At 72.6% G+C, this 22,742-nt stretch carries 15 protein-coding genes and 1 pseudogene; 12 read left to right on the forward strand and 4 right to left on the reverse strand.

Features of this window, described 5'->3' with window-relative positions; translation table 11 throughout:
* Positions 1–66: 66 nt before the first annotated feature.
* Complete coding sequence (locus OG900_34380; protein WUH94739.1) at positions 67–1,509, forward strand: rRNA cytosine-C5-methyltransferase; 1,443 nt, start codon at positions 67–69, stop codon at positions 1,507–1,509.
* Between the two features lie 105 nt (positions 1,510–1,614).
* On the opposite strand, the gene OG900_34385 is transcribed toward OG900_34380, so the two are convergent.
* A complete protein-coding gene (locus tag OG900_34385; GenBank protein ID WUH94740.1) occupies positions 1,615–3,714 on the reverse strand; it encodes an MMPL family transporter in 2,100 nt (699 codons plus the stop codon).
* Positions 3,715–3,917: 203 nt separating this feature from the next.
* Between OG900_34385 and rpe the strand changes: the two genes are divergently transcribed.
* The 3 genes from rpe (at position 3,918) to OG900_34400 (ending at position 6,050) form a co-directional block, all read left to right on the forward strand.
* Positions 3,918–4,583: a ribulose-phosphate 3-epimerase gene (rpe, locus tag OG900_34390; GenBank protein ID WUH94741.1), complete on the forward strand. Its 666-nt coding sequence runs from the start codon at positions 3,918–3,920 to the stop codon at positions 4,581–4,583.
* Positions 4,584–4,698: 115 nt separating this feature from the next.
* Complete coding sequence (locus tag OG900_34395) at positions 4,699–5,685, forward strand: sugar-binding domain-containing protein (GenBank protein WUH96022.1); 987 nt, start codon at positions 4,699–4,701, stop codon at positions 5,683–5,685.
* 65 nt (positions 5,686–5,750) lie between these two features.
* Entirely contained in the window at positions 5,751–6,050 is a 300-nt protein-coding gene (locus OG900_34400) for a barstar family protein (GenBank protein WUH94742.1), read from the forward strand.
* Between the two features lie 214 nt (positions 6,051–6,264).
* Here OG900_34400 and OG900_34405 read toward each other — a convergent pair whose 3' ends face one another.
* Complete coding sequence (locus OG900_34405; protein ID WUH96023.1) at positions 6,265–7,326, reverse strand: glycoside hydrolase family 11 protein; 1,062 nt, start codon at positions 7,324–7,326, stop codon at positions 6,265–6,267.
* Positions 7,327–7,910: 584 nt separating this feature from the next.
* Here OG900_34405 and uvrA point away from each other — a divergent pair.
* Positions 7,911–10,379: an excinuclease ABC subunit UvrA gene (uvrA, locus tag OG900_34410; protein ID WUH94743.1), complete on the forward strand. Its 2,469-nt coding sequence runs from the start codon at positions 7,911–7,913 to the stop codon at positions 10,377–10,379.
* A 130-nt stretch (positions 10,380–10,509) separates the two neighbouring features.
* On the opposite strand, the gene OG900_34415 is transcribed toward uvrA, so the two are convergent.
* Complete coding sequence (locus tag OG900_34415) at positions 10,510–11,823, reverse strand: glycosyl hydrolase family 8 (protein ID WUH94744.1); 1,314 nt, start codon at positions 11,821–11,823, stop codon at positions 10,510–10,512.
* Positions 11,824–12,267: 444 nt separating this feature from the next.
* Here OG900_34415 and OG900_34420 point away from each other — a divergent pair.
* Positions 12,268–12,801: pseudogene (locus OG900_34420) on the forward strand (GNAT family N-acetyltransferase).
* Positions 12,802–14,197: 1,396 nt separating this feature from the next.
* Here OG900_34420 and OG900_34425 read toward each other — a convergent pair.
* Positions 14,198–16,249 (reverse strand): AMP-binding protein, encoded by a 2,052-nt coding sequence (locus OG900_34425; GenBank protein WUH94745.1) that lies wholly within the window; start codon positions 16,247–16,249, stop codon positions 14,198–14,200.
* Positions 16,250–16,733: 484 nt separating this feature from the next.
* On the opposite strand from OG900_34425, the gene OG900_34430 reads away from it, so the two are divergent.
* From OG900_34430 to OG900_34455, 6 genes are all read left to right on the forward strand, one after another.
* Positions 16,734–16,940, forward strand: a complete 207-nt coding sequence (locus tag OG900_34430) for a hypothetical protein (GenBank protein ID WUH94746.1) — start codon at positions 16,734–16,736, stop codon at positions 16,938–16,940.
* A 44-nt stretch (positions 16,941–16,984) separates the two neighbouring features.
* Positions 16,985–18,424 (forward strand): GuaB1 family IMP dehydrogenase-related protein, encoded by a 1,440-nt coding sequence (locus OG900_34435; GenBank protein WUH94747.1) that lies wholly within the window; start codon positions 16,985–16,987, stop codon positions 18,422–18,424.
* A 20-nt stretch (positions 18,425–18,444) separates the two neighbouring features.
* Positions 18,445–18,900, forward strand: a complete 456-nt coding sequence (locus OG900_34440; GenBank protein WUH94748.1) for an Lrp/AsnC family transcriptional regulator — start codon at positions 18,445–18,447, stop codon at positions 18,898–18,900.
* Positions 18,901–19,030: 130 nt separating this feature from the next.
* Positions 19,031–19,996, forward strand: a complete 966-nt coding sequence (locus OG900_34445; GenBank protein WUH94749.1) for a PRC and DUF2382 domain-containing protein — start codon at positions 19,031–19,033, stop codon at positions 19,994–19,996.
* Between the two features lie 195 nt (positions 19,997–20,191).
* On the forward strand, positions 20,192–20,968 hold the full coding sequence (locus OG900_34450; GenBank protein WUH94750.1) for a carbon-nitrogen hydrolase family protein: 777 nt from the start codon (positions 20,192–20,194) through the stop codon (positions 20,966–20,968).
* A complete protein-coding gene (locus OG900_34455) occupies positions 20,965–22,668 on the forward strand; it encodes an NAD(P)/FAD-dependent oxidoreductase (protein WUH94751.1) in 1,704 nt (567 codons plus the stop codon). Before OG900_34450 ends, OG900_34455 begins: the two co-directional genes overlap by 4 nt.
* The last annotated feature ends 74 nt before the right edge of the window (positions 22,669–22,742 follow it).

Genomic DNA, 22,742 nt, shown 5'->3' on the forward strand with positions numbered 1-22,742 from the left:
GCAGGTCGTGGGCCCGGACGCAGGACGTAGGCTGGCGGGGAGTCGAGGACGAGGATGCGGAGCACATTGAACGCGAAAGACCAGCAGCGCCGCCCGCAGGGCACCCCGTACCGCCGGCCGCAGCGGGACCCGGTGCGGGTGCTCGCCTTCGAGGCGCTGCGGGCCGTCGACGAGCGGGACGCGTACGCGAACCTCGTGCTGCCGGGGCTGCTGCGGGCCGCGGAGCGCGAGGCGGCGGCCAAGGGCCGGGAGTTCGACCGGCGGGACGCCGCTCTCGCCACCGAGCTGGTCTACGGCACGCTCCGGCACCAGGGGACCTACGACGCGGTGCTCGCCGCGTGCGTGGACCGCCCGCTGAGCGAGGTCGACCCGCCGGTCCTCGACGTCCTGGCGCTGGGCGCGCACCAGTTGCTCGCGACCCGCATCCCGCCGCACGCGGCGGTCTCCGCGACCGTCGACCTGGCACGCGTGGTGCTCGGCGAGGGCCGGGCGCGCTTCGTCAACGCCGTCCTGCGCCGCGTCGCCGCGCAGGACCTCGCCGGCTGGCTCGAACAGGTCGCCCCGCCCTACGAGGAGGACGCGGAGCGGCACCTCGCCGTCGTGCACTCGCACCCGCGGTGGGTCGTCTCCGCGCTGTGGGACGCGCTCGGCGGCGGGCGGGCCGGCATCGAGGACCTGCTCGCCGCCGACAACGAACGCCCCGAGGTCACGCTGGTCGCCCGGCCCGGCCGCGCCACCGCGGCGGAGGTCGCCGCGTCGCTGCCGGACGGCTCCACCGAGCCGGGCCGCTGGTCGCCGTACGCCGTACGCCTCGCCGAGGGCGGCGACCCCGCCGCGGTCGACGCGGTGCGGGAAGGCCGGGCGGGCGTCCAGGACGAGGGCAGCCAACTGGTCGCCGCCGCGCTGGCCGCCGTGCCCGTCGAGGGCCGCGACGAGCGGTGGCTCGACGGGTGCGCCGGGCCCGGCGGCAAGGCCGCGCTGCTGGCCGGCCTCGCCGCCGGGCGCGGTGCCACGCTGGTCGCCGCGGAGAAGCAGCCGCACCGGGCGCGGCTGGTGGCCCGCGCGCTCGCCGGCAATCCCGGGCCCTACCAGGTGATCGTGGCCGACGGCACGCATCCGGTGTGGACGCCGGGGTCCTTCGACCGGGTCCTCGTCGATGTGCCCTGCACCGGGCTCGGCGCCCTGCGCCGCAGGCCCGAGGCGCGGTGGCGGCGGCGGGAAGAGGACGTCAAGGGCTTCGCGCCCTTGCAGCGCGGGCTGCTCACCGAGGCGGTGCGCGCGGTGCGCGTGGGGGGTGTCGTCGGCTACGCCACGTGCTCGCCGCACCCGGCGGAGACCCGGGCGGTCGTCGACGACGTCCTCGCCCAGCACCCGGGCGTCGAGCTGCTCGACGCCAGGCCCTTCTTCCCGGGTGTCCCCGCGGTGGGGCCCGGCCCCGACGTTCAGCTCTGGCCCCACCTCCACGGCACGGATGCCATGTACCTGGCCCTCCTCCGCCGCACCACCTGACCCCCGGGCTTCCCCCCACCGGGCCGCGGGGTGAGGGACGTACCGCAAGGGGCAGGGGGCGGTGGCACCCCCGGGACGCACCGGGGGGGGGCGGCCGGTGGTCGGCTAACGCTTGGCGCGAGCCAGGTGGCCGGGGAGCCAGATTCGGTCGCCCAGATCGAGGGTGATCGCGGAGACGAGCACGGAGCGTACGACAAACGTGTCGAGCAGGACCCCGAAAGCCACGGCGAAGCCGATCTCCGCGAAGGCCACGACGGGCAGCGTGCCGAGGACGGCGAAGGTGCCGGCGAGGACCAGGCCGGCCGAGGTGATGACGCCGCCCGTGGCGGCGAGCCCGGTGCGGACCCCTTCCCGCGTGCCCAGTGCGGCGCTCTCCTCCCGGATGCGGGTCATCAGGAAGATGTTGTAGTCGATGCCGAGGGCGACGAGGAAGACGAAGACGAAGAGCGGGAAGGCGGTGTCCTCGCCGGCGTAGCCGAAGACGTGGCGGAAGAAGACCGCGCTGACGCCGAGCGCGGCGGCGAAGGACAGCACGACCGTCGCGATCAGCACCAGCGGTGCGACGATCGCGCGCAGCAGCACCGCAAGGATGAGCATGACGACCAGCAGGATCACCGGGATGAGGAGTTTGTTGTCCCGGTTGGAGGCCTGTGCGGTGTCCTTGAGGACCGCGGTCCCACCGCCGACCTTCGCATCGGCGCCCGGGATCCGGTGGAGGGTGGTGCGGGCCTGGTCGACGGCGGTGCGGGCGGCGCCGCTGTCGGGGCGGTCGGTGAGGGTGGCCTCCAGGTAGACGTGGCCGTTCTTTTGCGGGGTGACGCCCGGCGGGGTGCCGACGGAGGCGGGGATGACGCCCGGGACGGCGCGGAGCGCGGCGGTCACCTCCACGGCGGAGTCTGCGTTGGCGATGACGACCATCGGCTGTCCGCCGCCCGCGGGGAAGAAGCGGTCCTGTACGCGCTGGCCGACGACGGAGTCGGGGGTGTCGGTGAAGGTGTCGGCGCTGGCCAGGCCGTCGGCGTTGAGGGAGAACAGGCCGAAGGCGAGCGCGCCGAGCACGACCACGGTGGTCACCCAGACGGTGCGCGGGCGGCGGCTGATGCGCTTGCCGATGCGCGCCCACACGCCGGTCGCTGTGGGTTCCGGGCTGCCGACGTGCGGGACGACCGGCCAGAAGACCCAGCGGCCGACGATCACCAGCAGCGCGGGGAAGAGGGTGATCATGGAGATGAGGGCGACGGCCACGCCGACCGCGGCGACCGGGCCGAGGCCGGAGGTGGAGTTCATGTCGGCGGCGAGCAGGCACAGCATGCTCAGGGCGACGGTGGCCGCGCTGGCGATGACCGCGGGGCCCGCCCGGTGCAGGGCCAGGGCCATGGCGTCGTGCCGGTCCTCGTGGCGGCGCAGCTCCTCGCGGTAGCGGGCCACCAGCAGCAGCGCGTAGTCCGTACCGGCGCCGAAGACCAGCACGGTGAGGATGCCGGCGCTCTGGGCGTTGACCACCAGGCCGCCGTGTCTGGCCAGCAGGTAGATCAGCGCCTCCGCGGTGAAGAGGGCGGCGACCACCGACAGGACGGGCAGCACGAGCAGGCTGAGGCTGCGGTAGGTGATCAGCAGGATGACGACGACCACGGCGAGCGCCGCGTAGAGGAGGGTGCCGTCGATGCCGGCGAAGGCCTTGTTGGAGTCGGCGGCATAACCGCCGGGTCCGGTGATGTGGACCTGGAGTCCGGCGGCGCCCCGGGTGGCGGTGGCCCGCAGGTCGCCCACCGCGTCCTGGACGGAGTTCCAGCCGCTCTCCTCGATGCTGATGGGCACGATGGCCTGGGCGGCACGCGGGTCGCGGGGGCGGTCGAGCAGCGGGCCGACCGTGCGGGCGCCGACGATGCCGTGTACGGTGAGCGCGCGCATCGCGGCGGTGTTCCTGCCGATCAGGGTGATGTCGGCGGGGGTGAGGCCGCCGGGCCGGGTGTAGATGATCACGGCGGGGGCGGACTCGGGGACGAACTGCTTCTGCATTTCGAGGACCTTGGTGGACTCCGCCTGGCCGGGCAGGAAGCTCGCCGCGTCGTTCTTCTCGGCGTCCATGAGCTTTTGCGCCAGCGGCGCGAGTGCCACGAGTGCGATCAGCCAGAGGACCAGCACGACCCACTTGCTGCGCCGCCCGCACACCAGGTGCGCCACTCGTCCCGCTTCGCCCGCCATCCGCGTGATCCCCCATGATCCGCTCGGTGGTGGCCCCCGTGCGCCCCGGCGGTGTGCGGGGTGTGGCCAGACACCAGCATTGCACCGGCGTTCGGTTCGCGCGCGGTGGTTCGGGTGGGACGCGCGGGGCCGGTCGGGCAGGGCGCCCGGGGGGCCGGGGACCGGGTTTTCCCCGGGGCCCGCGGATCTGGTTTGCTGGACGTATGAGCGTGCAGATCAGCCCCAGCATCCTGTCCGCGGACTTCGCCCGGCTCGCCGAGGAGGCGAAGGCCGTCGAGGGCGCGGACTGGCTCCATGTCGACGTGATGGACAACCACTTCGTGCCCAATCTGACGCTGGGTCTGCCGGTGGTGGAGTCGCTGCGCAAGGCGACGGAGACGCCGCTGGACTGCCATCTGATGATCGAGAACGCGGACCGCTGGGCGCCGGCCTACGTCGAGGCGGGCGCGTCGTCGGTGACCTTCCACGCGGAGGCGGCCGCCGCACCGGTGCGTATCGCCAGGGAGATCCGCGCCAAGGGCGCCCGCGCCGCGATGGCGCTCAGGCCCGCGACGGCGATCGAGCCGTACGAGGACCTGCTGCCCGAACTGGACATGCTGCTGATCATGACGATCGAGCCGGGCTTCGGCGGCCAGGCGTTTCTGGACATCATGCTGCCCAAGATCCGCCGCACCCGGGCGCTGATCGACAAGTACGGCCTGGACCTGTGGCTGCAGGTGGACGGCGGGGTGTCCAGCGAGACGATCGAGCGCTGCGCGGAGGCGGGCGCCGACAACTTCGTCGCGGGCACCGCGGTCTACGGCGCCGAGGACCCGGCGGCGGCGGTACGGGCGCTGCGCGAGCAGGCCGCCGCGGTCCACAGGCACTGACCGGGGAGCTGGGCTACGCGCCCGTAACCCCCGGCGTCTGCGAGGATGAGCGCGGAGCCGAACAGCTGGGCAACTGGGGAGAACCGACGTGAGCACAGGTCGCACGCACGTGCGCATGGGCCCCGGAGAGATGGTTCAGGCAGCGGCGATGGCACGCCGCTTCTACCTGGAGGGCAAGTCCAAGATCCAGATCGCCGAGGAGTTCGGGGTCAGCCGTTTCAAGGTGGCCCGGGTGCTGGAGACGGCGCTGGAGCGCGAGCTGGTCAGAATCGAGATCCGGGTCCCCGCGGAGCTGGACGCCGAGCGCTCCGACGCGCTGCGCGCGCACTACGGGCTGCGGCACGCGGTCGTCGTGCAGACCCCGGCGGACCAGGCCGACGCGCCCGACCCGGAGAATCTGGGCGGGGTCGCCGCCGGCCTGCTCGGCGAGCTGGTCGCCGACGGCGATGTGCTGGGCCTGGCCTGGGGCCGCTCGATCATCACCATGGCCAACGCCCTGGACCGGCTCGCCCCCTGCACGGTCGTCCAGCTCACCGGCGTCTACGACGTCGGCACCGCGGAGCGCGGCTCGGTCGAGGCGGTGCGCACCGCGGCGGCTGTCTCCGGCGGCGAGGCGCACCCGCTGTACGCCCCGATGGTGCTCGCCGACCCGGCCACCGCGGCGGCACTGCGCGCCCAGAGCGGTATCGCCGCGGCCATGGGCTACTACGACAAGGTGACCGTCGCGGTGGTGTCGGTCGGCTCGTGGGAGGCCGGGGTGTCCACCGTCCACGACGCGCTCACCGACGCCGAGCGCGAGCACTACGCCGGGCTCGGGGTGGCCGCCGAGATGTCCTCGCACCTCTTCGACTCGCAGGGCCGCAGGGTGGGCCGCGACCTGGGCGAGAGGTGCATCACCGTCGACGCGGACCGGCTGCGCCGCATCCCCGAGGTGCTGGCCATCGCGGGCGGTACGCGCAAGGCCGCCGCGATCGACGCGGTGCTGCGCTCCGGGCTGGTCACCAGCCTGGTCACCGACACCGCGGCCGCCGAGCAGCTGCTGCGCTCCACCGCGGCAGCGCGCCGCCCCGCCCTGGACCGCGCCGACCCCGACGGTTCCTGAGAGCGCTCCGCGAGCCCCGGGCGCGCTGCCGCGCCGCAGGCGACCTGCTGTGGCAGCATCGGCGCATGCGCGTCCTCGACCTGACCGGCGTCGGCGACCGGCAGGCGTTCATGGATCGGTGCGTCGCCGACCTGGGCCTGCCCGAGTGGTTCGGCCGCAACTGGGACGCCCTCGCCGACTGCCTCACCGACCTGTCGTGGTGGCCGGTGGAGCCCGGCGGGCGCCGCCGTCTGCACGTCAGGGGCTGGCAGGACTACTCGGTGACCCTGCCGCGGGAATGGCGGATCGTGAGGGACATCCTGCGGGACGCCGAGCTGTTCTGGCGCGACACCGACACCGAGCTGGCGGTCGTGCTGGAGGAGTGACCGGGGGAGCGCCGGGAGGCCGGCTGGAGGATCGAACAGCCGGCGGCGCGGGAGTGCTCGATGACGGCGAAGACGTACAGGCGTGCTCCGGTCAGGGAGCGGGTTTCGAAGAAGTCGCAGGCGAGCAGGACGCCTGCCTGACCGCGAAGGAAGTCCGGCCGGCTGCCCCGCCACCGGTAGGACGGTGACGGGGCAGCCGCGCGTCAGCGGAGGTTCAGTGGGTGGTGCAGACGAGCGACGGGGCGCCGTTGCTGCCCGAGTAGTTGGCGTTGAACCCGAATGTTGTACTCGCGCCGGCCCCCACGGCGCCGTTGTAGCTCGCGTTGTTCACCGTCACCGTGTTGCCGGACTGGGTGTAGCTGCCGTTCCACAGGTTGCTGACGGTCTGGTTGCCGGGGAAGGTCAACTTCACGCTCCAGCCGTTGATGCCGGCGGAGCCGTTGTTCTTGACGTTCACCGCTCCCGTGAAGCCGGCGCCCCAGTCGGAGGAGTTGGCGAAGGTCGCGGTGCACCCGCTGCCGCCGGTACCGCCGGTCGTGCCACCGGTCGTACTGCCGCCGGTGCCGCCGCCCGTGGTACCGCCGGTCGTGCCCCCGGTCGTGCCCCCGGTCGTGGTGCTGCCCGTGGTACCGCCGATGGTGCCCCCGGTCGTGCCGCCGCTGCTGCTGCCGACGGTGATGTTGGAGCTGCCGGAGGATCCGTAGCCCTCGGTGGCCAGGATCTGGTAGTTCGGGGTGCCGAGGTTCAGGCCGGCTTGGGCCCAGGCGTTGAAGAAGTTGGACACGGTGATGGTGCCGCCGGTGCGCTTGGCCTGGCGGATGGCCCAGTACTGGTAGAACGTCGCGGTGCCCTGGATGGAGGGCTGGTTGACGCGCTGCGTCCGGTACAGGTCGTACGTGCTGCCGTCGCTGGAGACCGAGCCCAGCCGGGAGGAGCCGGAACTGGGGTTGTAGTTCCCGTAGTTGTCGACGATGTAGTACTCGATGAGCGGGTTGGTGGTCCAGCCGTACAGCGACAGGTAGCAGTTGCCGTTGCAGTTCCAGGAGCCCGAGTAGGTCACGGGCGCGGTGTTGCCCGGGTTCCAGCCCTTGCCGGCCACGAAGTTGGTCACGTTGTTCCACTGGGTGCTGTACTGGCCGCCGGAGCCCATGGTCATGGAGGCCTGGCCGCTGTTCTGGCTCCAGAACGAGTAGAAGTACCCGTTGTTGGTGCCGGTGCTGTTCGAGTTGACGGTCGTGTCGGCCTGAGCCGCGCCGGGCAGTGCGAAGGCGACCATGACCGCCGCCGCCGCGGCGACAAGGCCTCGGACGGCGGCCAGGATGGTGCGTCTGCGACGCGTCTGGTGAGTCGGTGTTCTCATGGGGTGTTCTCTCCTGTGGGCGTGGGGGGCAGCTGCATGCCGTGGTCCCCGTCGCCGCAGGCCCGGTGACCTGGGCGGCAGGGGCATGACATGCACTCCGGCCGCCAGGAGTACGGCGACCGGAGGACCAGGCCGATGTGCGGCCCGGATCGCCGGCGACTGGTCACCGGCGATGCCGAACAGTCTGATCCCCGCTCCCGGAGTGTCAACACTTTCGGTAGATATTTCGAATCTTTCTGCCGCCTGTGAGTTCCCGGCTAAGGAACTTCGCCGATCAGAGACCACGCCTGGCGGCCTATGTCCGTCTGGCTGCTCGACTCGCCTGCAAGGCGAAGAATGTGACTGCCGTCGGGGAGCGCTGCCGCGACGAAAGTTTCGAGGTCGAGGTCCTCGTCGGCGCCGGCTGACGCGCAGGTGAAGTCCTCACCCGGTCGACGCTCCACGACGGAGCTCGCGGCGCCTGTCGCGCGGTTTCCGGTGCGATGGGGTAGTCAGGAACGGTGGACAAGGACGCGACCGACCCCTTCGTGCATGTCCGGGGCGCCAGTGAGAACAACCTGCGGAACATCGATGTCGACGTTCCGCGGGACGCGATGGTGGCCTTCACCGGCGTCTCCGGTTCGGGCAAGTCCTCGCTCGCGTTCGGCACGCTCTACGCGGAGGCCCAGCGGCGCTACTTCGAGTCCGTGGCACCGTACGCCCGAAGGCTGTTGCAACAGGTCGGCGCACCGCACGTGCAGGAGATCACCGGACTGCCACCGGCCGTGGCCCTGCAGCAGCGACGCGGGTCGCCCAGCTCGCGCTCGACGGTCGGCACCATCACCACGCTGTCCAACCTGCTGCGCATGCTGTACTCCCGCGCCGGCACCTATCCGCCCGGGGCCGCACGGCTGGAGGCCGAGTCGTTCTCGCCCAACACCGCGGCCGGCGCCTGCCCGGAGTGCCACGGACTGGGCGTCGTGCACGACGTCGACGAGGACCTGCTCGTCCCTGACCCCTCGCTGAGCATCCGCGAGGGGGCGATCGCCGCCTGGCCGGGCGCCTGGCAGGGCGCCAACCTGCGCAGTGTCGTGAGCGGCCTGGGGATCGACATCGACCGACCGTGGCGCAGGCTCAGGAAGAAGGACCGGGACTGGCTGCTGTACACCGATGAGCAGCCCTCCGTGTACATCGAGCCGGAGGAGGACCGCGTCGACTACGGCTACCAGGGCAGGTTCTGGAGCGCGCGCAAGCACGTCATGCACGTCCTCGCCGATTCCAAGAGCGACAAGATGCGCGAACGGGCGCTCCGGTTCGTCAGGAGTGTGCCCTGCCCCGAGTGTCACGGCAGCGGACTGCGGCCCGAGGCGCTCGCCGTGACCTTCGCCGGACGTTCCATCGCCGAGATCAACGCGATGCCGCTCACCGAGGTCGTGGCGCTGCTGCGGCCCGTCGCGGGGCGGTCCGAGGCCGACGCCACCACCTCGACCGCCCGATCCGGGGAGACGACCGAGGTCGCGGTCCGGATCTGCGGCGATCTGGCCGCGCGGGTCGACGTCCTGCTCGGCCTGGGCCTCGGATATCTCAGCCTCGGGCGCCGCTCGACGACCCTGTCGCCCGGCGAGGCGCAGCGCCTGCGGATCGCCACCCAGCTGCGCTCGGGGCTGTTCGGCGTCGTCTACGTCCTCGACGAACCCTCCGCGGGCCTGCACCCGGCCGACGCGGAACCGCTGCTGGACGTGCTGGACCGCCTCAAGGCGGCGGGCAACACGCTGTTCGTCGTGGAGCACGACATGGACGTGGTACGGCGGGCGGACTGGGTGGTGGACATCGGCCCCGGCGCGGGCGAGGGCGGCGGACGGGTGCTCTACAGCGGCCCGGTCGCCGGTCTTGAGCGGGTCGGGGAGTCGGCCACGAGCCAGTACCTGTTCGGGCGCGCCCAGCCGCTCGAACACCGCCCGCGCACACCGCACGGCTGGCTGCACCTGAGCGGCGTCTCCCGCCACAATCTGCACGGCGTGTCCGTCGACGTACCGCTCTGCGTACTGACGGCGGTGACGGGCGTGTCCGGTTCCGGGAAGTCGACGCTGGTGACGCAGGTGCTCGCCGAGGTCGTCCGCGGCCACCTCGGACTCGTACCCGAGGAGCCCGACGAGGCGCAGTTGGAGGTCGACGTCCAGGACGCTTCGGGGGTCGAGTCGTTCGACCGGCTGGTCCGAGTCGACCAACGGCCCATCGGCCGGACTCCCCGGTCCAACCTGGCCACGTACACGGGGATGTTCGACGCGGTGCGCAAGCTGTACGCGGCGACGGACGAGGCCAGGGCGCGCGGCTACTCGGCCGGGCGGTTCTCCTTCAACGTGCCCGAAGGGCGGTGCGAGACCTGCCAGGGCGAAGGATTCGTCGCGGTGGAACTGCTGTTCCTGCCCGGCACCTACGCCCCGTGCCCGACCTGCCAGGGCGCCCGCTACAACGCCGAAACGCTGGAAGTCACCTACCGCGGCAAGAACATCGCACAAGTGCTGGGGCTGTCCGTCGACGACGCCGCCACGTTCCTGTCCGCCGTCCCGGCCGCCTCCCGCAGTCTGGAGACGTTGCGCGAGGTGGGACTGGGATACCTGCGGCTGGGGCAGCCCGCGACGGAACTCAGCGGCGGTGAGGCGCAACGCATCAAACTGGCCACCGAACTGCAGCGAGCCCGCCGCGGGCACGCGCTCTACCTGCTCGACGAGCCCACGGCGGGACTGCACCCCTCGGACATCGCGCTGCTGCTGCGACAGCTGCACCGGCTCGTCGACGCCGGCAACACGGTCGTCCTCGTCGAGCACGACCTCGACACGATCGCCACCGCCGACTGGGTCGTCGACCTCGGGCCGGGCGGCGGCGACGCGGGCGGGCGGGTGGTCGCGGCGGGCACGCCGGCCCACGTGGCGAAGGCCCGCCACAGCGCCACCGCGCCCTATCTCGCGGCCCGGCTCGCGCGCTCCTGACGACAGCGCGAAGGCTGAGCACCGGCCGCCGGGTTCGGCGCGACGGCCGCTGCGCGCGGCCGATTGAAGGTTGTCCCGTCATCGGCCGTCCGCGCCGCGCCCGAGGCGTCGGCCGCGGCGGATCGTCGGATCAGCGGATCCCGTGCGGTGTGAAGTCGCGGAAACGACCGCTGTCGTAGAGCAGGCCCAGCATGTAGAGCATGCCGTCGTAGTAGCGTGCCTGGCCGGACGGGATGGCGGTGTTCCACATGTCCTCGACGAACGCCCCGCTGTTCGGGTCGGTCGCCGAGATCGCGGAGGTGGAGTTCATCGCCACCAGGCCCTGGGCGTGCGCCGGCTCGTATGTGTTCTGCCCCGCAGGCAGCGGCCTGCCGTCCAGATGGTAACGGCTCACGTAATCGGTCACGCCCTGGCCCTCGAAGAAGTGCTCCAGCGTGTTGGAGTACCGCGTCTCCCAGGGCTTCACGCCCTCCCACGAGGCGTCCACGTTCGCGTTCGCGATGACCCGCCAGGCGTCCTCCTGGAAGTTGTGGGAGTAGGCGTTGTCGTCCGCCGTCTCGCCGGGCCACATGAACGGCGTGCCGTCGAAGTTGGTGTAGCAGGGGGCGAGGCCGGTTTCCGCGTTCGGCGCTTCCTGCAGGAGTTTCTCGCCCGCGGCGTACGCCTTCTCCCACCGCGCCCTGTCGGACGGATCGGCCTTCGCGAAGACCTTGTAGAAGGCGGGCAGCGCGTAGGACGGGTCGGAGAAGCCGACCGCGCCGGGCGGAGAGAACGTCGGCAGGGAACTGGCGGCGTCGAACATGTTCACGCCGCCGCCGTCGGAGGCGTGCCACATCGCGTGCAGGATCTGCTCCGCCTGCTGCCCGTAGTCGTACGTGCCGGCACCGTCGTGCCAGCGGGCCGACGCCTCGGCGAGCGCCGCCGCGATCCACTGGTCGCCGTCCGGCGCGACACCGGTGTCGATGATCCGGCCGGTGGTGTCGGTGTGCCAGGCGAAGTAGTATTTCTCGCCACCGCTCTTGATCTGCATGTTCGTCTGCGCGAAGTTCCACAGCGAGTCGAACTCGTGCTTGTGGCCGAGCTGCACCGCGATCATCATCGCGTAGCCCATACCCTCGCTGCGCACGTCCTGATTGCCGATGTCCTCGACGTACGCCATGGCGGGCGACATCTGGTAGTAGATGCTCTGCCCGTCGGCGTGGGTCGGACCGGTGCCCGGGTCGCCGTGGAAAAGCTGCTGCCAGGCGGCCTTGATCTTCGCGTCGACCGCCTTGGGCGAGTAGCCGGCGCGAGCGAACACGTCCGGCAGCTTCTTGTGCACGTCGGGCGAATGGACCGGTTTTCCGTGCTCGGGCGGGCCCGCGGCCAGCGCGGTCGCCGGAGCGGTCGCCACCAGCGCGGCGGCGGAAAGCAGAGCCACGGTCAGTTTGCGTGTTCTTTTCACACGACACCTCCATGTGTCACCTGCGGGTGTGGTGCCGACTCCCACGGCGGCCGCACGGGTGCGCACGGCGGGCGCCGCCGGAGCGTCGAGCGCCGGTCGGGTACGGCAGGGCGGGCTGCGGCACCGGTATCCCTCGCGAGCCGGGGCAGCGGGGCTTCGCGGGGCGGGCGGCGGGGTTCGATGTCCGCGTCGGTCCCGCTGTCCGCGGACCGCCCCTGTGTGAGCCGCCACGGCTAGGACAGCCGTTACCGTAGCCGACGCCCGGTAATTTCGTCAACGGTTGAACAAATACGGTGACCTGGGCATTGAGGACTTCCGAGGTGGTAACGACCGGCGGCTCGACGCTCGTTGACGGGCCGCCGAGGACCGCTTCGCCGTGGTGCTGCTCCCGCGTGCGTCGTCGGGCCGGCGCTCCGAGCGGCCTTTTGCTGGCAGGATCGGTCCATGGGAGGCGAGCGGGGCAGCAGCGTCAACGCCGGGCCCGCGCCCGGGGAGCCGCGTGTGAGGGCCGCGCGGGAGGACGAGGCCGAGGCGCTCAGCGAGTTGGCACTTCGGTCGAAGGGGTATTGGGGCTACGACGCGGCGTTCCTGGCCGCCTGCCGGGAGGACTTGCGGCTGTACCCGGGCGAGGTGGCGGCCCGCAGGACCGTGGTCGCAGTGGAGTGCGCGCGGGAAGCGGACGTCCCGGCGCGGTCGGCGGACGGGGGAGAGGCCCCGCGGGTCCTGGGGTTCGCCACGCTCGAAGGCGCCGCGCCCGAGGGCGAGTTGGGCATGCTGTTCGTGGAACCGGCCGCGATCGGGCGGGGCGTGGGGCGGCTGCTGTACCGGCACGTGCTGGCCGAGGCGGGCCGGCTGGGCTTCACCCGCGTGGTGGTCGCCTCCGACCCGCACGCGGAGTCCTTCTACCTGGCCATGGGTGCCGAGCGGACGGACACCACGCCGTCCGGGTCGATCGCGGGCCGCGAACTCCCGCTGCTCACCGCCTGGCCCCGCCGGGCGCGGCCGCCCGCCTGGGTCTCCGCGTGGACCGGCGGCGGGCGCACCGTGCACGTCGGCAACGTCGGCGAGTTCAACGCCCAGTTCCCCGGCGCCCCTGCGGCGCTGCGGCGGGGCGGCCACCACTACGCGTGCCTGGCGGCCTTCGGCGGACCGCACCCGAAGGCCGTCGTCCTGCCCCGGCACACGGACCCGGCCTGGACGCGCGAGCTGGCGCGGACGCTCGGATGGGAGGACGTCGAGGTGTACGGCGGCCTCGCGGACGACACCGGGTTGTCCGAGGCCGTTCTCGCCCACCCGGCGCTGCTGGAACGCATCGCGGCGGCCGGCCTGCCGGTGATCCCGTGGGGGAGCACGGCGCAGTTCGCCCGGCTCGCGGCGACCGTGAGCCCGCGAGGTGGCGAGGACGCCGCCGTTCTCCGCGCCGTCCACCGCTACGAGTCCAAGTCCGCCGCGCACGCACTCTTCCGGACACTCGAACCCGAGCACCCCGGTGTGGCGGTCCCGGGGCAGTGGCCGGTGGCCTCCCGCCGCGGACTCGCCCGTGTCCTGGCCGCTCGCGCCGCCGCCGGGGCCACCACCGTGGTGAAGACGGAGTACGGCGTGGGCGGCTCAGGCACCCTCGTGGTCGCCCCGGGACAGGTCGGCTCGGCGCGCGATGCCCGTGCGCTGGCCGGCCGGCTGCCCGCCGGGGGCCTGCTGGTGGAGGACTACGTCGACGGGGACGGCTCAGGGCCGCCGCGCGACCTGACCTTCGACGCCGTCGTCGGCGCCGACGGCCGCGTCCACCCCGTCGGGGCCGGTGCCATGGACATCGAGGACACGAGCTACCGCGGCGTCACCGTCGGTCCCGCGGTCCTGCCCGAGGCGATCGCGCGGACCGCCGCCGACTTCGGCTCGGCCGTGGGCCGTGCGCTGTCCGCCGACGGCTATCGCGGCTGGTACGACGTCGACTTCGTCGCCGACCGGGCCGGACGGCTGTGCCCGACCGAGATCAACCTCCGGCTCACCGGCCCGGCGGTCGCCTTCGTCATCCAGGCCAGGCTCGCGGAGATCCACGGCGGCGCGTTCTGCGTACGGACCCTGGACTGCCTGCCGCTGGGCGCTCGGCTGCCTTCCGCGGCGCTGTTCGAGCACGTGGGCCGGGTGGCCCGGGAGTGCCGGTCGCTCGGCGTGACGCTGCTGCCGACCGTGCCGACGGCGAGCTTCGACCCGTACCCGTACGTGGGGGTCGCCCTCGCCGCCCGCACGCCGCAGGCGCTGGACGCGGCGCAGTCGGCGGTGGTCGCCGCCAACCGCGCGCTGGCCGCGATGTTCGAGGACGGGCAGCCGGGGACGGCCGGGGTCGCGTCGGCGTCGAAGGCCGGGCGCCCGGGTGTCAGGTCCGTTCTCTCGGCCGCGCGGCGAAGAATGCCGCCAGTATCCCGGCGGCGATCATGAGGGTGACGTTGAAGCCGTACACCAGGGCCGCCTGGCGCGGCCAGTCCGTCTTGCTCGCGAGCCGGTAGAAGTTGTCCTGCGGCCACCAGGCGACCAGCAGCCAGACCACCGAGAGGTGCGCGGCGGTGGTGATGCGGGGAGAACGCTCCTGACCGCCGACCAGCGGCCGTCCCCAGAAGAGGAACGCCACCCCCAGGCCCAAGGAGAGCCACTCGCACACGTAGAGCCCGAAGAACAGCAGGGCCTCCGGCTGGGGCACACCGGTGAGGTCGGTCGAGTGGGGCCAGAGGACGTCGGTGAGAATCGCGGCCAGGAAGGTCGCCAGGCCGCCCGCCGCCAGCGGTGCGCAGCCCGAGGTGTCGTCGGAGCCGGACCCCGGTCCACCCTTGCCGCCGTGCGCCGTCGCGGCTCCTGCCTGCCGCACCGGGAGCGGCAGGCCGGGCCGGTCGATGCGGCCGGCCCGGGTGCGCGGCAGCGAGGGCAGCGGGACGACGGTACGCGGGGCCCTGGCGGACGGCAGCCGGGCGGCGGCGTAGCTCCGTATGGCCGCCTGGCCGGACCCCGCGCCGTCGGTGAGGACGACGTAGGCGGCGAGGGTCCTGCGGCCGGGCGCGGCCTCGATCTCGGTGACCGCGCACTCCTCGACCGACGGGTGGCTGCGCAGCACCGCCTCGGCGTCGGCGTGCGCACCCTTGCGGCCGAGGTGTTCGAGGCGGCCGTCCTCGCCCACCCTGCCGAGGTCGCCGGTACGCAGCCACTGGCCACTGCTTGACGGCCGCCCGGCGGTCCGGTAACCGCTGGCGCCGCCGCGGCCCCCGACCGCGATCTCGCCGGTCCCGCCCTGGGCGACGGGCCGGCCGCGGGCGTCGAGCACCTGGACGTCGACGCCGGGGAAGGGCTCTCCGATCAGCGACACCCGCTCGGGGCGGCCGAGGGTCACGGGCCGGTCGGGCAGTTCGAAGGAGGTCGCGCAGCCGGCGGCCTCGGCCGGACCGTAGACGTTGAGCAGTCGGACGTGCGGTCCCAGCGTCCTGCGGAGCGCCTGCTGCTCGTCCAGGTACCAGAGGTCGCCGGTGACGCTGACGAGCCGGACGGCGCCGAGGTCCAGCCCGCGCCGCCGGATGTACCGGTGCAGGTCCCTGGCGGTGGCCGTGTCGCAGTCCAGCACCGTGACGGTCTCGGCGAGGATCAGCGCGTGCAGCGCCGCGACAGCGGACTCGGGCCGCGCGGCCGCGGCGGTCGGAGGTGCCGCTGCGTCGGCCGACCTGGCCGCCCTCGCGGCGGCGGACCGGAAGTCCTTTCCGGCGGGCGGCGCGTCGTGCGCGGTACCGCTCGGCGGCGGGAGCACCAGTGTGCCGCCGGAGCCGAGCGTACGCAGCCAGCCGGCCGTGAACGCGGCTGACTCCGTCGGGAAGGTGAGGAGTCGGCGGTCCCCGGACGTGGGGCGGTGGACGATCTGCGAGCCCTCGAAGGCACTGAGGAGGGCGCGGTGCTCGATCAGCACGCCCTTCGGCGGACCCGTCGTGCCGGCCGTGTACAGGACGCAGGCGAGGTCGGGTGTCCGCACGTCCAGCGGCTCCGCGGACCGGCCGGCTATCGCGTCGGCCTCCCGGTCGACGGCCACGATCCGGCGGCGCTCGCCCGACGCCGCGACCCGGAGCGCCTCCGTGGTGATCACCGCGGACGGATCGGCGTCGGCGAGCACCCGGCGGAGCTGCGGTTCCGGGACACCCGCCCCGAGCGGCAGGTAGGTGCCACCCGCCTTGAGGACGCCGAGCATCGCTGCCAACGCCTCGGGGCCCGGCTCCAGGCACACCGCGGCCAGACCGCCGGACGGCAGCCGCCCGTCCCGAAGGTGCCGGGCCAACTGGTCCGCCCGCCGGTCGAGTTCACCGTAGGTGAGACACTCCGCGCCGCACACCACGGCGGGCGCGGACGGGGTCAGCCGCGCCCACTCCTCGAAGAGCGAGTGGACCGATCCGTGCGGCATGGCGTGAGCCCCCCGTCGTCACCGATGCGGTGGCCCGCAGTCCCGCAATTCTGCCATCTCGTCGGAGACTGGGGGGAGTTCATGGTTCGGATGGCTGAAACCCCTGTCCGCTGTGAAGCTGCCCCCGGACTGTCCGCGCAGCGAGCCCCGAGCAGGTCTCCCGGTGGCCGGACGGGACCATCCTCCGCAGCGCGGATTTCGGCGCGACGGTCCACGGCCGGCGGGGCCTGTTCCGTTCCGACGGCACCGGGAAGAGCTGGGTACGCGTCAACGACGACCGCCACCAGTACGGCGGCCTCCCGGAGGCGCGGCGGGCGGCTGGATCGTTGACCCGCGCTACGGGGCTGTGAGGGTGTCGATCCGGGCGACACCAAGGGACGGGACCCTGCGCCCGCGTCGCCGGTTCGTACGCATCGAGCGGGACGGCGTACGGGCTGCTGAGCTTGACCCGCTGAAGGCGAGAGAGGACGGAGAGTCGCGCGACGTGCCCCCTCTCTTGCCGCCGCCGCGATCGGCCGGCACCGCCGTCGCGGGCGGGGTGTCCCTCCTGGAGGTCTCCCGCCGGCTGGGCCACTCTACAATTCAGATAACCGCGGACATCTATGGTCACCTGACCCCGGGCTCGGGCGAGAAGCTGAAGCGCGTGATGGACGAGGTGCTGACCAGCGCCACCGTGCTGGTTCCGTGCTGACTTCGGCTCGCCGGCAGGGCAAAGCCGCAGGTGGGAGCTACCCCGTGAAATTCCTCAACGATGTTCGGCCTCCGTACGACCTGACGTACGACGACGTCTTCATGGTGCCGAGCCGCAGCGCCGTGGGCTCCCGCCAGGGGGTGGACCTCAGGTCCCCCGACGGGACCGGCACCACCATCCCGCTGGTGGTCGCGAACATGACCGCCATCGCCGGCCGCAGGATGGCCGAGACCGTGGCCCGCCGCGGCGGCCTGGTCGTCATCCCGCAGGACATCCCGATCGACGTCGTCGCCGACGTCGTCGGCTATGTCAAGCAGCGCCACTTGGTGCTCGACACCCCGATCACGCTGGCCCCGGGACAGACCGTGGCCGACGCGCTGTCGCTGCTGCCCAAGCGGGCGCACGGGGCCGGTGTGGTGGTCGAGGACGGCCGCCCGGTCGGTGTGGTCACCGAGTCCGACCTGACCGGCGTGGACCGCTTCACGCAGCTGTCCGAGGTGATGTCCACCGACCTGCTGCTGCTGTCGGCCGACATCGACCCGCGGGACGCCTTCAACCGGCTGGTCGACGCGCACCGCAAGCTCGCCCCGGCGGTCGACGCGGACGGGCGGCTGGCCGGCATCCTCACCCGTACGGCCGCGCTGCGCGCCACGCTCTACGAGCCGGCCGTCGACGCCGAGGGCCGGCTGCGGATCGCCGCGGCGGTGGGCATCAACGGCGACGTGGCGGGGAAGGCCGCCGAGCTGCTGAAGGCCGGTGTGGACACCCTGGTGGTGGACACCGCGCACGGCCACCAGGAGTCGATGATCGCCGCGGTGCGGGCGGTCCGCTCCCTCTCGCCGACAGTGCCGCTGGTCGCGGGGAACGTGGTGGCGGCCGAGGGCGTACGCGACCTGATCGAGGCGGGCGCGGACATCGTCAAGGTCGGCGTGGGTCCCGGCGCGATGTGCACCACCCGGATGATGACCGGGGTGGGCCGCCCGCAGTTCTCCGCGGTGCTCGAGTGCGCCGCCGAGGCCCGCAAGTACGGGAAGCACGTGTGGGCCGACGGCGGGGTGCGGCACCCGCGGGACGTGGCGATGGCCCTGGCGGCCGGCGCGTCCAACGTGATGATCGGCTCGTGGTTCGCCGGTACGTACGAGTCGCCCGGCGACCTCCAGCAGGCCGCGGACGGGCGGCTGTACAAGGAGTCCTTCGGGATGGCCTCGGCCCGCGCGGTCCGCAACCGCACCAGCGAGGAGTCGGCGTACGACCGGGCGCGCAAGGCGCTCTTCGAGGAGGGCATCTCCACCTCGCGGATGTTCCTCGACCCGGCGCGGCCCGGTGTGGAGGACCTGATCGACGCGATCATCGCCGGGGTGCGCAGCTCGTGCACCTACGCCGGTGCCGGCTCGCTCGCCGAGTTCGAGCGCAAGGCGATCGTCGGCATCCAGAGCGCCGCCGGATACGCCGAGGGCAAGCCCTTGCACGCCAGCTGGCAGTAGCTGCCGTAGCGTCGGGGCTCGTGCCGCTGAACGAACTCGACGAACGCATCGTCCACGCCCTGGCCGTCGACGCCCGCCGCTCCTACGCCGACATCGGCGCCGAGGTGGGGCTGTCCGCGCCTGCCGTCAAACGCCGGGTCGACCGGCTGCTGGCGGCGGGCGCGATCACCGGTTTCACCGTACGGGTCGACCCGGCCGCGCTCGGCTGGCAGACCGAGGCCCTGGTGGAGCTGTACTGCCGCCACAACACCTCGCCGGCCGACATCAGGCGCGGCCTGTCCCGCTACCCCGAGGTGGCGTCCGCCTCGACGGTGACCGGCGAGGCGGACGCGGTGGTGCAGGTCTTCGCCGCCGACGTGCGGCACTTCGAGCAGGTGCTGGAGCGCATCGCGGGCGAGCCGTTCGTGACCCGTACGAAGTCGGTGCTGGTGCTCTCGCCGCTGCTGCGCCGCTACGGGGCAGGCAGCCCCGGATGATCCGACCTGCGGCTTTACCGTATCGCGTGACGATTTGCGCAATTTGCCGGACTTCCTAGGTTTCGTCGGACCCTCCCGGGTAATCCGTTCATTGACCGTTCCCAGGTCACGGCAGCCCCGAGGAGGCGACATGATCACGCGCGAACAGATACCCCAGGTGGTGGGCCATCCGGTCCATGACGCCGAAGGCAAGAAGGTCGGCGATGCCAAGCACATGTACCTGGACGACAAGTCCGGGAACCCGGAGTGGGTGACGGTCAAGACCGGGTTCTTCGGCAGCAACGAGACCTTCGTGCCAACCCGTTCCGCGCGGCTGGTTCAGGACCATCTGGAGGTGCCGTACCCGAAGGAGAAGATCAAGGGCGCTCCCAACGTGGACGTCGACTCCGGCGGCCACCTGTCGGTCGAGGAGGAGCAGCACCTCTACCGCTATTACGGCATCGAGCGGACGGGCGACAAGGCCATGTCCCCGGAGAAGACCGCGGGTGCGGCAGGCGCGGCCGGGGCTGCGGCCGGCGCGGGCACCGCGCGGGAGACGAAGTCCGACGCCGGCGTGAGCGAGGAGTCCGGCGGCATGGACATGGACAAGTCCGCGTCCGCCGGAGCCGGCTCGGGCGCCGCCTACGCGGCGGGGCGCAGCGGTGCCGCGGAGCGCCTGGGCGCGGGCGATGTCGAGGCCGAGGCGATGACCCGCTCCGAGGAGGAGATGCACATCAAGGTCGAGCGCCGCGCCTCGGGGAAGGCCAGGCTGCACAAGTACGTCGAGGTCGAGGAGGTCGAGCAGACCGTGCCGCTGAAGCACGAGGAGGTCAAGCTCGAACGCGAGCCGCTCAGCGCCGCCGACCGCGACGCGATGCGCTCGGGAGCGGAGATCAGCGAAGCCGACCGCTTCGTGACGCTGCACGAGGAAAGCCCCGTGGTGGAGACCGAGATCGTCGCCAAGGAGCGGGTCCGGATGCGCGTCGAGGAGCAGGTCGAGCAGAAGAAGGTGCACGGGCGGGTCCGCAAGGAGCGGATCGAGGCCGACATGGAAGGGCCCAGCGACACCCTTCCCGGCATGGACGACCCGTCCCGGGGCGGCCGCCCCGAACGCTGACCGCACCCCCCCGCACGGCGCCCGACCCTCCCCCGGAGGGCACGGGCGCCGTCGCGCGCAACAGATCGACGGGAAGTGGCGGAAAGACGCAACGAATCGCGCCGACAGGCGCAATGTTCGTGGCTAGCGTCCGCGGGCCGGAGGAATTAGCGTCGAGGGGGAGCTTCGCTCCATCCCCCTGACCAGGAGAAACACGTGCGGATCGCCATCGCCCAAGGGTGCGGGCCCGGGTTCGGCGCCTTGGAGGCGTCCGCCGCGCGAGCGGCGAGCCGCGGCGCCCGCCTGCTGATCACCCCCGAGCTGTCGCTGACCGGATACGTGCTCGGCCCACGGGCCGAGGCGTGGGACGGCGAGCGGACCGCCCGGCGGGTCGGCGGGATCGCCGCCGCGCACCGCGTCGCCGTCGTCTACGGCGTGCCCGAGCGCGACGGCGACGGCGTCCACAACACGGCGCGGCTGATCGGCCCCGACGGCAGCATGCTCGCCGCCTACCGCAAGACGCACCTCTACGGCGACCAGGAGCGCGCCGCCTTCACCCCCGGCGCGGAGCCCGTCGTCCAGGCCGACCTCGACGGCCTCAGGATCGGACTGCTGATCTGCTACGACGTCGAATTCCCGGAGACCGTGCGGGCGCACGCGCTGGCCGGCACCGACCTGCTCGCGGTGCCCACCGCCTTGATGCGGCCCTACGACTTCGTGCCGCGGGTGCTCGTCCCCGCGAGGGCGTACGAGAACGGCCTGCACATCGCCTACGCGAACCGCTGCGGCCCGGAGGGCGACTACGACTTCGCCGGGCTGAGCTGCCTGGCGGGACCCGACGGCGAGGCCCGCGCCAGAGCGGGAGCCGCGCCCGAACTGCTGGTCGCCGACGTCGACCCGGCCCTGGGCGCCGCCGCGCGGGCCGACACCCCGTACCTGACCGACCGCCGCCCCGACCTCTACCGCACCCTCGCCAGGAGCCCCCGCCCATGACGTCCGTGCCCACCGCCGTCCACGACGAGCAGCACATCGCGGCGCAGACCGAACCGCCCGTCACCATGTTCGGCCCCGACTTCCCCTACGCCTACGACGACTTCCTGGCCCACCCCGCGGGGCTCGGCGCGGTGCCGCCCACCGAGCACGGCACCGAGGTCGCGGTCATCGGCGGCGGCCTGTCCGGCATCGTGACGGCCTACGAACTGCTCAGGATGGGCCTGCGCCCTGTCGTCTACGAGGCCGACCGCATCGGCGGCCGGCTGCGTACGGTCGGCTTCGACGGATGCGACCCCGCGCTGACCGCCGAGCTGGGCGCGATGCGCTTCCCGCCGTCCTCCACCGCCTTCCAGCACTACGTGGACCTGGTCGGCCTGACCACCAGGCCCTTCCCGAACCCGCTGGCGCCCTGCACCCCCTCGACGGTCGTCGACCTCAAGGGCGAGTCGCACTACGCCACCACCGTGGACGACCTGCCCGAGGTCTACCACCAGGTCATGCACGCCTGGAACGCCTGCCTGGAGGACGGCGCCGACTTCTCCGCCATGCAGCGCGCGCTGCGCGAGCGGGACGTGCCCGCGATCCGGGCGATCTGGTCGGCGCTGGTCGAGAAGCTCGACAACCAGACCTTCTACGGCTTCCTGTGCGACTCGCCGGCCTTCCGGTCCTTCCGGCACCGCGAGATCTTCGGCCAGGTCGGCTTCGGCACCGGCGGCTGGGACACCGACTTCCCCAACTCCATCCTGGAGATCCTGCGGGTCGTCTACACCGGCGCCGACGACGACCACCGCGGCATCGTCGGCGGCAGCCAGCAGCTCCCGCAGCGGCTGTGGGAGCTGGCCCCCGACAAGGCCGTGCACTGGCCGCGCGGCACCTCGCTGGCCTCGCTGCACGGCGGCGACCCGCGCCCGGCCGTCACCGGCCTGCACCGCACCGCGGGCAACCGGATCACCGTCACCGACGCCACCGGCGACATCCGCTCCTACAAGGCGGCGGTCTTCACCGCCCAGTCCTGGCTGCTGCTGTCCAGGATCGCCTGCGACGACGCGCTCTTCCCGATCGACCACTGGACGGCGATGGAGCGCACTCACTACATGGAGTCCAGCAAGCTCTTCGTGCCCGTCGACCGGCCCTTCTGGCTCGACGAGGACCCGCGCACCGGCCGCGACACGATGTCGATGACCCTCACCGACCGGATGACCCGCGGCACCTACCTGCTGGACGACGGACCCGGCAGGCCCGCCGCGATCTGCCTGTCCTACACCTGGTGCGACGACAGCCTGAAGTGGCTGCCGCTGAGCGCGCACGAGCGGATGGAGGTCATGCTCAAGTCGCTCGGCGAGATATATCCGGGCGTCGACATCAGGAAGCACATCATCGGCAACCCGGTGACCGTGTCCTGGGAGAACGAACCCTGGTTCATGGGCGCCTTCAAGGCCAACCTGCCCGGCCACTACCGCTACCAGCGGCGGCTGTTCACCCACTTCATGCAGGACGCGCTGCCCGCCGACCGGCGCGGCCTCTTCCTCGCCGGCGACGACATCTCCTGGACCGCCGGATGGGCGGAGGGCGCGGTGCAGACCGCGCTGAACGCGGTGTGGGGCGTCATGCACCACCTCGGCGGCGGCACCGACCCGCTCAACCCGGGACCCGGCGACCGCTACGACGAGATCGCCCCCGTGCTGCTGCCCGAGGACTGACGCCCGAGCACCCGTAGTGGCGGGCCGAGGAACGAGGCCGTCCGCGGAGGGTGTGAGCAGGAAGGCCGACCAGG

The organism is Streptomyces sp. NBC_00433 (assembly GCA_036015235.1).
Lineage (GTDB): Bacteria > Actinomycetota > Actinomycetes > Streptomycetales > Streptomycetaceae > Actinacidiphila.